Below are 10,757 nucleotides of genomic sequence, written 5' to 3'. Positions count from 1 at the left end.
ACGCCCGGTTACATTCCGAACCCGGAAGCTAAGCCTCACAGCGCCGATGGTACTGCAGGGGGGACCCTGTGGGAGAGTAGGACACCGCCGAACAATTCTTCAAAGGGTTGGATCTGGAACTTCGGTTCCGGGTCCAACCCTTTTTTGGTTTGCGTAACGTGTCGTTCACGTTCCGCGCCGAGCATCGCAGCATGGGTACTGCTGCAATGCTCAGGGCCGCCGGTGTCGGAGTCGGCGACGAGGTCATCGTGCCGGCCTTCGGGAACGTCGAGGTCGCCGAGGCCGTGACACTGGCCGGTGCGCTTCCGGTGTTCGCCGACATAGATCCGCTGACCTACTGCCTCGACGTGACGGCGGTGGAGGCGGCCGTAACCTCCCGTTCCGCGGCGGTGGTTGTGGTGCACCGGTTCGGACGGTGGGCGGATATCCAGCGGTTGCGCCGGCTGGGGCAGCGGCACGGGCTGCTGGTGCTGGAGCAGGGTGAGTCCGAGGCTCCGTACGACGAGGTCGCGCAGCGCCGGCAGCGGGCCTCCTATCTCGACGCGAAGCTGCGCGGTGTGCGAACACCGGACGGCGGTGACGGGCACACCTACCAGCAGTACGTCGTGCGAGTGCCGGGGAACGGCCGGCCCGACCGGGACGCCTTCGCCCGGGCCCTGCGCGGCAAGGGAGTTGACTGCCGGGTGCCGGTGAAGACACCGGTGCACCGGCTGCCGGAATTCCGGCGCTGTGTATCGCTGCCGGAAACGGAGGTGGCTGCGGACGAGACGCTCGCGCTGCCCGTGGACGCCGCGTTGACGAAGCGGGAGATGCAGCGGATCGTGTCCGCATGCAATGCCCTCGGCGGACTGCTTCAGCCCGCCTTCTGAACGAGTTTGGGAACTCGGGCCTGTTCGGGGTATGATCTATTCCGTTGCCGCGGGGGAAACCTCGAAAAGGCAACAGGCCCCTATAGCTCAGTCGGCAGAGCGTCTCCATGGTAAGGAGAAGGTCAACGGTTCGATTCCGTTTGGGGGCTCCAGCAAGAAAAGTCCCGCCCGAAAGGGCGGGACTTTTTTGTGCTTGCCGGCGGCTGTTCCCCGCCGGTCCTCGCTCTCAGTCCTTCTGGAGACCGGGGACCCGCATCGCCAGGATGGCCATGTCGTCGGAGGGGGCGTCCGAAGCGAAACGCTCCACCGCGCGCATGATGCGCGCGGCGACTGCGCCCGCCGTCAGGCCCGTGCAGGTGGTCAGGACGTCGGCGAGGCCGTCGTCGCCGAGCATGCGGGTGCCCTCCCGGCGTTCCGTCACGCCGTCGGTGACGCAGAGGAGGACGTCGCCCGGGTCGAGGGTGACCGTCTGCTCGTACAGCTCCAGGTCCTCGATGACGCCGAGGAGGGGCTGCGGTTCGGCGGCCGCCTCCACCGTGCCGTCCTGGCGCAGGCGCAGCGGGAGCGGGTGGCCCGCGCAGACCACCTTCATCTCCGCGCTGCCGTCCTCCTGGGGGCGCATCTCGCCGTACAGGAGGGTCAGGAAGCGGCTGCGGGCTCCCTCGTCCAGGATGGCCGAGTTGAGGCGTTCCAGGACCGCGGGGCCGCTGAGGCCCTCGCGGGCCAGGAGGCGGAGCGCGTGCCGGGCGAGGCCGGTGACCGCGGCCGCGTTGGGGCCCGTACCGCAGACGTCGCCGATGGCGAAGCCGTACGCGTTGTCGGCGATGGGGAAGACGTCGTAGAAGTCGCCGCCGACCTCGTTGCCCTCGCCGGCCGCGCGGTAGATGACCTCGACCTCCATGCCCTCGATGTGCGGGGTCCCCGGAGGCAGGAGGCTGCGCTGGAGGGCCTGGCTGATGGCCGTACGCTCGGAGTACAGGCGGGCGTTGTCCAGGGCCAGGGCGGCCCGGCGGGACAGGTCCTCGGCCAGTTCCAGGATCTCCTGGCGGAAGTGTTCGTCGGTGGGCTTGCCGAGGGTGAGCATCCCGATGACGCGGTTGCGGGCGACCAGGGGCAGGACGACGGTCTCGCCGCCCACGGCGGAGGCGGTGGCGAGTGTCGGGCCGATGCCGGAGGAGACCTGGCGGGTGGGGCCGCCGGTCAGGCCGAGGCTGCGCATGGAGCTGCGCAGGGCGGCCTGGTGGGCGTGCTCGCCCGGTGCGGTCCAGACGCGGGCGCCGGGCGTGGGTACCGGGTCCGGCGGGGGCACCTTGGCGAGCAACGACTTGATGCCGTCGATGAGTTCCTCGTCCTCGTGCAGGACGTACGACAGGTACGGGTCGGAGGCCTGGTCGGCGATGGTGTAGACGGCGCACCAGGTGGCGAGGGTGGGGACCGTCATCTGGGCCATCAGGGCGAGCGTCTGGTCGCGGTCGAGGGTGCCGGCGAGCAGGTCGGAGGCCTCGACGAGGAAGCTGAGCGAGCCGCGGCGCAGCCGTTCCAGCTCGCCGAGGCGGGCCGACTCGACGGCCAGGGCGATGCGGTCGGCGGCGAACTGGAGGCGCAGCGCCTCCTCGTTGGAGTATCTGCCCGGTGCCTCGGCCGCGACGCCCAGGGAGCCGGTGAGGCGGCCCTCGACCTTCAGCGGGACGGTGACGACCGAGCGCATCCCGGTGCCGGTGAGGAGGGGGACCGCGCCCGGAACGGCCGCCAGGTCGTCGTGTACGGCCGGCATGCGGGCCGAGCCGTAGCGGCCGGGGCCGGCTTCCACGGGCACGCGCGCGAAGCGCTGACGGGCCGACGGGAGGCCGGTGGAGGCGCGGACCTCCAACTCGGTCTCGTCGTCGGTGGCGAGGAGCAGGAACGCGGAGTCGCCGTCGAGCATGTCGCGGGCGCGTTCGACCGTGCGCTGGAGGAGGCCGTCGAGGTCGTCCGGGGCGGGGGAGCCGATGAACACCTCGAAGGGGTCGCTGCTCTGGCCGTCGGAGGTGACGCCGGCGTCCGAGGCGGGCAGGCGCAACGGGGTCTGGAGGACGGCCCGTTCGTGGTCGCGTACCAGCAGGCAGACCGTGGAGGGCTCGCCTCCGGTGTCGCGGACGCGCAGGTGCGAGGCGTAGACAGGGGTCACGCGGCCGTCGGCGCCGCGGATGCCGTAGCTGCCCTCCCAGCGGGAGAGCTGGAGCGCCTCGGCGATGCCGGTGCCGGTGCCGGGGGTGTGCGGCCAGGCGGCGAGGTCGGTGAGCGGCTTGCCGGTGACCGCGGCTGCGCTGTGGCCGAAGATCTCCTCGGCGTCCTCGTTCCAGGCGGAGATGGAGCCCTTGCGGTCGATCTGGACGACCGCGACCCGGACCCTGCCGTCGGCCAGGGGCAGCAGGTCGGCCGGCAGGGACGGGCCGGCGGCGCGGGTGCCGACCGGACGCTCCGGAAGATCCAGCTGGAACCAGACATTTTTGTGCGTGGACGTGTACTCGACGCCCCAGCGGGCGGCGAGGGCCGCGCAGAGCTGGAGTCCGCGGCCGCCTTCGCGGTCGGGGCTGCCCATGTTGACGGCGGAGCCCTGGAGCGGCACCTCGCGTTCCGGGTAGCGGTCGGCGACCTCGATGCGCACCCCGTCGTCCGTGCGCAGGCACAGGACGTCGGCGTGGGTGCCGGCGTGTACCACGGCGTTGGTCACCAGTTCGCTGGTGAGGACCACGGCGTCGTCGACGACGTCCGCGAAGCCCCAGCCCTGGAGGGTGTCGCGGACGAAGGCCCTGGCGGTCGCGACCGATCGCCCGAGGGGCTCGAAGGTGGCGGCCGCGCGCGCGGTGATCACAGAACTCCCCGTCCGGGTCTCGACGTGCGGGCTTGCCTGGCCGGGCTGGTGGCGCTGCTGCGGCATGCGCTCGCCCGTGGGCCGTGGCTCCGGGTTGTGTCCCCCGGGGATCACTCCGGTGGTCATGGTCTGCGGCCGCCCCTCCGAATGCCCGCTCGTTCTCGTGCCACCGCCCAGGCCGGACGGACCGGTGCGGCTGGACAGCCGCATGCAAGGTTACTTACCTTCGCCGTCCGAGCGGATGCCGGTCGCCAGTGTTTACGCCCCCAGGGTGTGCGGACGATGTGCGAAGCTGCCGAACTGTTATGGCCTGGTTCGGCGAGGGTGAAACACTGGGCAAGCTTGTGATGAAGGTCCGGTCAGCCCGAATGCGTTGCGTGCAGGGCGGGCAGCAGCCCCTGGTGTGGCTGGATCTCGTCCGGCAGAAATACGCAGCAGTAACTGGTACGCCGGAGTAAGCGGTACGCCGAGTACGGCGGTGTCCGAGCACAGCAGTAACGGTCGACCCCTGCGGGAGGGACACAGTGGAGTCTGGCGCAGCGGCGCGGAGCACTAGGGCGCGCGCGAAGGGCGGACCGTCCCTGAGCAGGCAGCGGGGCGGTGACGGGACCACCGAGGTGGACACGGCTTCCCTGAACCGGTTGCTGGTGGCGCTCGTGGCGATGCGGGACGGCAACTTCCGCAAGCGGCTCACGGTGTCCGGGGACGGCGTGATGTCGGAGATCGCGGCGGTCTTCAACGAGGTGGCCGACCGTAATCTCCACCTCACGGGTGAGCTGTCCCGGGTGCGGCGTGTCGTCGGACGTGAGGGAAAGCTCACGGAGCGGCTGGAGACGGGCACCTGCGAGGGCTCCTGGGCGGCTGCCATCGACAACTCCAATGCCCTCGTCGACGACCTGGTACGCCCGGTCTCCGAGGTGGGGCGGGTCCTGACGGCGGTGGCCGAGGGCGACCTGTCGCCGCGCATGGAGTTGCGGTCGCCGTCGCCGGACGGGGCCGGCCATCCGCTGCGCGGTGAGTTCCTGAAGGTCGGGCGGACCGTCAACAACCTGGTCGACCAGTTGTCGACGTTCACCGACGAGGTCACGCGGGTGGCCAGCGAGGTGGGCACCGAGGGCAAGCTGGGCGGTCAGGCACGCGTGCGTGGCATGTCGGGTTCGTGGCGGGACCTCACGGACTCGGTGAACACGATGGCGTACCGGTTGACGGCACAGGTGCGGGACATCGCGCTGGTGACGACGGCGGTCGCCAAGGGTGATCTGTCGCGGAAGGTCACGGTCCAGGTCGCCGGCGAGATGCTGGAGCTGAAGGAAACCGTCAACACGATGGTGGACCAGCTGTCGGCGTTCTCCTCCGAGGTGACCAGGGTCGCCCGTGAGGTGGGTACGGACGGCATCCTGGGCGGTCAGGCGCACGTGCCGGGGGTGGCGGGGACGTGGAAGGAGCTCACCGACTCCGTCAACACCATGGCCGGCAACCTGACGGCCCAGGTGCGCGGGATCTCGGAGGTGACCACCGCGGTCGCCAACGGTGACCTGTCACGCAAGGTCACCGTTCCGGCGCGCGGTGAGGTAGCGCAGCTCGCCGAGACGATCAACCAGATGACCGAGACGCTGCGGATCTTCGCGGACGAGGTCACGCGCGTGGCCAACGAGGTCGGTGGCGAGGGGCGGCTCGGCGGGCAGGCGAACGTGCCGGGCGCGGCGGGCACGTGGAAGGACCTGACGGATTCCGTCAACACGGTGTTCCGGAACCTGACGACCCAGGTGCGCGACATCGCCGCCGTGACGACGGCCGTGGCCAACGGTGATCTGTCGCAGAAGGTCACGGTCGACGTGGCTGGCGAGATGCTGGAGCTGAAGAACACCGTCAACGGCATGGTTGATCAACTGTCGTCGTTCGGTGCCGAGGTCACCCGGGTGGCGCGGGAGATCGGGGTCGAGGGTGAGCTGGGCGGCCAGGCGCAGGTCGCCGGAGCGGCCGGTACCTGGAAAGACTTGACCGACTCCGTCAACACTGCATTCCGCAACCTGACCGGCCAGGTCCGCAACATCGCCCAGGTGACGACGGCGGTGGCCAACGGTGATCTGTCGCAGAAGGTCACGGTCGACGTCTCCGGCGAGATGCTGAAGCTGAAGAACACCGTGAACACGATGGTGGACCAGCTCTCCAGCTTCGCCGACCAGGTGACGCGGATGGCCAGGGACGTGGGCACCGAGGGCCGCCTCGGCGGCCAGGCGCGCGTGGACGGCGTCTCGGGCACCTGGAAGGAGCTGACGGACTCCGTCAACTTCATGGCCGGCAACCTGACCTCCCAGGTGCGGCAGATCGCCCAGGTGACGACGGCGGTGGCGCGGGGCGACCTGTCCCAGAAGATCGACGTCGACGCGCGCGGCGAGATCCTCGAGCTGAAGAACACGATCAACACGATGGTTGATCAACTGTCCGCGTTCGCCGACCAGGTCACCAAGGTGGCCCGCGAGGTGGGTACGGAGGGACGGCTGGGCGGTCAGGCGCAGGTGCCCGGTGTGGCCGGTGTGTGGCGGGACCTGACGGACTCCGTGAACGGCATGGCCGGCAACCTGACGGCCCAGGTGCGCAACATCGCCCAGGTCGCCACCGCGGTGGCCCGCGGCGACCTCTCCCAGAAGATCACCGTGGACGCGCGCGGTGAGATCCAGGAGCTGAAGAACACCCTGAACACGATGGTCGACCAGCTGTCGTCGTTCGCCCAGGAGGTCACCCGCGTGGCGCGCGAGGTGGGCACCGAGGGCATCCTCGGCGGCCAGGCCGAGGTGCAGGGGGTGGCGGGCACCTGGAAGGACCTCACCCAGTCCGTGAACTTCATGGCGAACAACCTGACCATCCAGGTGCGCAACATCGCCGAGGTCACGACGGCGGTCGCCAAGGGCGACCTGTCGAAGAAGATCACTGTTGACGCGAAGGGCGAGATCCTTGAGCTCGTCACGACGGTCAACACCATGGTTGATCAGCTGTCCAGCTTTGCCGAGCAGGTGACCCGGGTGGCCCGTGAGGTGGGCACCGAGGGCATCCTGGGCGGCCAGGCACGGGTTCCGGGTGTCACGGGCATCTGGAAGGACCTGAGCAACAACGTGAACCAGATGGCCAACAACCTGACCATGCAGGTGCGGAACATCTCCCAGGTGTCCGCCGCGGTCGCCAACGGCGACCTGACCCGGCAGGTCACCATCGAGGCGAGCGGCGAGGTGGCCCAGCTCGCCGACACCATCAACCAGATGGTCAAGACGCTGAGTTCGTTCGCCGATCAGGTCACCAAGGTGGCCCGTGAGGTGGGTACGGACGGCATCCTGGGCGGCCAGGCGCACGTGCCGGGTGTGGCGGGGACGTGGAAGGACCTCACCGAGTCGGTGAACCAGATGGCGTCCAACCTGACCGGCCAGGTCCGCAACATCGCGATGGTCACCACGGCGATCGCGAAGGGCGACCTGACCAAGAAGATCGACATCGACGCGCGCGGCGAGATCCTCGAACTCAAGACGACGATCAACACGATGGTCGACCAGCTGTCGAGTTTCGCCGAGGAGGTCACCCGGGTCGCCCGCGAGGTGGGCACCGAGGGGGCGCTGGGCGGCCAGGCACGCGTGCGTGACGTGGACGGCACCTGGCGTGACCTCACCGAGTCGGTGAACGAGATGGCCGGGAACCTGACCCGGCAGGTGCGTGCCATCGCGCGCGTGGCGACCGCGGTGACCCGCGGCGACCTGAACCTGAAGATCGACGTGGACGCGTCCGGCGAGATCCAGGAACTCCAGGACTACATCAACAAGATGATCGCCAACCTGCGCGACACCACGGTGGCCAACCAGGAGCAGGACTGGCTCAAGGGCAACCTGGCCCGGATCTCCGCGCTGATGCAGGGCCGCCGCGACCTGGTGGACGTGGCCTCCCTGATCATGAGCGAGCTGACGCCGGTGGTGACCGCGCAGCACGGCGCGTTCTTCCTGGCGATGCCGCTGGTCGACGGCAAGGACATGAGCGCCGAGAACGAGGACGCGTACGAACTGCGCATGCTCGGGTCGTACGGCTACTCGATGGGTTCCATGCCGACGTCGTTCCGGCCGGGTGAGGCGCTGATCGGGACGGCCGCGCAGGAGAAGCGGACGATCCTGGTGGAGAAGGCGCCCACCGGGTACCTGAAGATCTCCTCCGGGCTGGGCGAGGCCCCGCCGGCGCAGGTGATCGTGCTTCCGGTGCTGTTCGAGGGCAAGGTGCTCGGCGTGATCGAGCTGGCGTCCTTCACGCCGTTCACGCAGATCCAGAAGGACTTCCTCAACCAGATCGCCGAGATGATCGCGACCAGCGTCAACACCATCTCCGTGAACACCAAGACCGAGGTGCTGCTGAAGCAGTCGCAGGAGCTGACCGAGCAGCTCCAGGAGCGGTCGGCCGAGCTGGAGAACCGGCAGAAGGCCCTCCAGGCGTCCAACGCCGAACTGGAGGAGAAGGCCGAGCTGCTGGCCCAGCAGAACCGGGACATCGAGGTGAAGAACACCGAGATCGAGGAGGCCCGGCAGGTCCTGGAGGAGCGCGCCGAGCAACTGGCCGTCTCCATGCGCTACAAGAGCGAGTTCCTCGCCAACATGTCGCACGAGCTGCGCACCCCGCTCAACTCGCTGCTGATCCTGGCCAAGCTGCTCGCCGACAACGCCGAGGGCAATCTGTCGCCGAAGCAGGTGGAGTTCGCCGAGACCATCCACGGCGCCGGATCCGACCTGCTCCAGCTGATCAACGACATCCTGGACCTGTCGAAGGTCGAGGCGGGCAAGATGGACGTCTCCCCGACGCGTATCGCGCTCGTCCAGCTCGTGGACTACGTGGAGGCCACCTTCCGGCCGCTGACCGCGGAGAAGGGCCTGGACCTGTCGGTGCGGGTCTCGCCGGAGCTGCCCGCCACCCTGCACACCGACGAGCAGCGGCTCCTCCAGGTGCTGCGCAACCTGCTGTCCAACGCGGTGAAGTTCACCGACTCCGGCTCGGTGGAGCTGGTGATCAGGCCGGCGAGCGGCGACGTCCCGGTGGGGATCAGGGAACAGCTCCTGGAGGCCGGTTCGCTCAGCGATCCGGACGCGCCGCTGATCGCGTTCTCGGTGACGGACACGGGCATCGGGATCGCGGCCAGCAAGATGCGGGTGATCTTCGAGGCGTTCAAGCAGGCCGACGGCACGACCAGCCGCAAGTACGGCGGTACGGGCCTCGGTCTTTCGATCTCGCGGGAGATCGCGCAGCTGCTGGGCGGTGAGATCCACGCGCAGAGCGAGCCGGGCCGCGGCTCCACGTTCACGCTGTACCTGCCGCTGCACCCCAGCGAGCTGCCGCCGCAGGGCTACCAGCAGTCCGTGCCCCAGCTGGAGGCCGGGGACCTGGTCGCCTCGCAGCATCTCGCGCTGGAGATGTCCGGCGTGGAGATCGAGACGCCGGCCGAGGTGAAGTCGTACCAGGAGACCCAGAACGGCGCCGCGGCGCTCTTCAGGCGCCGCCGCCGGGGGGCTCCGTTGGCCGAGGCGTGGCCGGTGCTCGCCGAGCAGGAGGCGAGGTCCCCGCAGCCGCGCCGGGGCATGCGGTTCGGCGGGGAGAAGGTGCTGATCGTCGACGACGACATCCGCAACGTCTTCGCGCTCACCAGCGTCCTGGAGCAGCACGGTCTGTCGGTGCTGTACGCCGAGAACGGCCGGGAGGGCATCGAGGTCCTGGAACAGCACGACGATGTCGCGGTCGTCCTGATGGACATCATGATGCCCGAGATGGATGGCTATGCGACGACCAATGCGATCCGCCGGATGCCGCAGTTCGCCGGGCTGCCGATCATCGCGCTCACCGCGAAGGCGATGAAGGGCGACCGGGAGAAGGCCATCGAGTCGGGCGCCTCCGACTACGTCACCAAGCCGGTCGACCCCGATCACCTGCTGGCGGTGATGGAGCAGTGGATGCGCGGGGAGTGACCGGAACGATCAGGTGTGATGTGAACGTTGTGGGAACGTTCCGTGTGCACGGGGAGTTGCTGACTCAGGGTGGCGGAACCCGTGTAGAAGTGCGGTATTGGGGGAACCTTCTGGTCTCCGGCTGCGTTTCTGCTACGTGCACAGTGACATCGCGGTGACAGGGTGTGGCGACAGGCGGGGTGCGGCTACCATGACCGGCACAAGGACGGGCGGCGAAAGGGAGTCGTCCCCTGGGGCGGCGCCCGGTGCACATCCGGGGCGAGGAGGGCGGGCCATGGTGCAGAAGGCCAAGATCCTCCTGGTCGATGACCGGCCGGAGAATCTGCTGGCGCTGGAGGCCATCCTCTCTGCGCTCGATCAGACACTGGTGCGGGCATCGTCCGGGGAGGAAGCACTCAAGGCACTGCTCACGGACGACTTCGCGGTGATTCTGCTGGACGTCCAGATGCCGGGCATGGACGGATTCGAGACCGCGGCGCACATCAAGCGGCGGGAGCGGACCCGGGACATCCCGATCATCTTCCTCACCGCCATCAACCACGGCCCGCACCACACCTTCCGGGGCTACGCCGCGGGCGCGGTGGACTACATCTCCAAGCCGTTCGACCCGTGGGTGCTGCGCGCCAAGGTCTCGGTGTTCGTCGAGCTGTACATGAAGAACTGCCAGCTGCGCGAGCAGGCGGCGCTGCTGCGGCTCCAGTTGGAGGGCGGCGGCAAGGGCGCGGTCGCCGGCAAGGAGTCCGCGGGGCTGCTCGCCGAGCTGTCCGCCCGGCTCGCGGCCGTAGAGGAGCAGGCGGAGGCGCTGTCCAAGCAGCTGGACGACGAGTCCGCGGACGCGGCCGCGGTGGCCACGGCGGCCCACCTGGAGCGCAAACTCACCGGCCTGCGCCGGGCGCTCGACGCCCTCGAGCCGGGCACCGGCGGCGCCACGCCGTCGCTCCCCTCGCAGAACTGACCGCGACCGCGGACCCAGTTGCCCATGAGCGTGCGTCAGTTCCGCGCCCCGCGAAGGGCGACACGAACGGGTGAAGCAGTGGGCACACGTGTCCCCTG

The 10,757-nt window shown here is 69.2% G+C and carries 4 protein-coding genes, 1 tRNA gene and 1 rRNA gene; 5 read left to right on the top strand and 1 reads right to left on the bottom strand.

Annotated elements, in window-relative coordinates:
* The 3 genes from rrf to ACFY0K_RS40835 form a co-directional block, all read left to right on the top strand.
* A 5S ribosomal RNA gene (rrf, locus tag ACFY0K_RS40845) occupies positions 1 to 93 on the top strand; the annotation flags it as partial.
* A 113-nt stretch (positions 94 to 206) separates the two neighbouring features.
* Entirely contained in the window at positions 207 to 869 is a 663-nt protein-coding gene (locus tag ACFY0K_RS40840) for a DegT/DnrJ/EryC1/StrS family aminotransferase (protein ID WP_390644124.1), read from the top strand.
* A gap of 76 nt (positions 870 to 945) precedes the next feature.
* Positions 946 to 1,021: transfer RNA gene (locus tag ACFY0K_RS40835), tRNA-Thr, on the top strand.
* Positions 1,022 to 1,095: 74 nt separating this feature from the next.
* Here ACFY0K_RS40835 and ACFY0K_RS40830 read toward each other — a convergent pair.
* Positions 1,096 to 3,849: a SpoIIE family protein phosphatase gene (locus ACFY0K_RS40830; protein WP_390644115.1), complete on the bottom strand. Its 2,754-nt coding sequence runs from the start codon at positions 3,847 to 3,849 to the stop codon at positions 1,096 to 1,098.
* A gap of 398 nt (positions 3,850 to 4,247) precedes the next feature.
* Here ACFY0K_RS40830 and ACFY0K_RS40825 point away from each other — a divergent pair, with 398 nt between their 5' ends.
* Together ACFY0K_RS40825 and ACFY0K_RS40820 are read left to right on the top strand one after the other, a co-directional pair.
* Complete coding sequence (locus tag ACFY0K_RS40825; RefSeq protein WP_390644114.1) at positions 4,248 to 9,704, top strand: HAMP domain-containing protein; 5,457 nt, start codon at positions 4,248 to 4,250, stop codon at positions 9,702 to 9,704.
* A gap of 274 nt (positions 9,705 to 9,978) precedes the next feature.
* Positions 9,979 to 10,659 carry a two-component system response regulator gene (locus tag ACFY0K_RS40820; RefSeq protein ID WP_189262252.1) on the top strand — a complete coding sequence of 227 codons (681 nt, stop codon included), beginning with the start codon at positions 9,979 to 9,981 and terminating at the stop codon, positions 10,657 to 10,659.
* The last annotated feature ends 98 nt before the right edge of the window (positions 10,660 to 10,757 follow it).

The sequence above is a fragment of the Streptomyces sp. NPDC001507 genome, assembly GCF_042894765.1.
In the GTDB taxonomy this organism is placed as follows: domain Bacteria; phylum Actinomycetota; class Actinomycetes; order Streptomycetales; family Streptomycetaceae; genus Streptomyces.
Note: the sequence above shows the minus strand (reverse complement) of the source record. Positions and strands in the feature narration are given on the sequence as shown.

What these genes read in the sequence shown, in the direction of transcription:
- ACFY0K_RS40820 (WP_189262252.1), top strand. Translation starts at nt 9,979, where the DNA reads ATGGTGCAGAAGGCCAAGATCCTCCTGGTCGATGACCGGCCGGAGAAT.
- ACFY0K_RS40840 (WP_390644124.1), top strand. Translation starts at nt 207, where the DNA reads ATGCTCAGGGCCGCCGGTGTCGGAGTCGGCGACGAGGTCATCGTGCCG.
- ACFY0K_RS40830 (WP_390644115.1), bottom strand. Translation starts at nt 3,849, where the DNA reads ATGACCACCGGAGTGATCCCCGGGGGACACAACCCGGAGCCACGGCCC.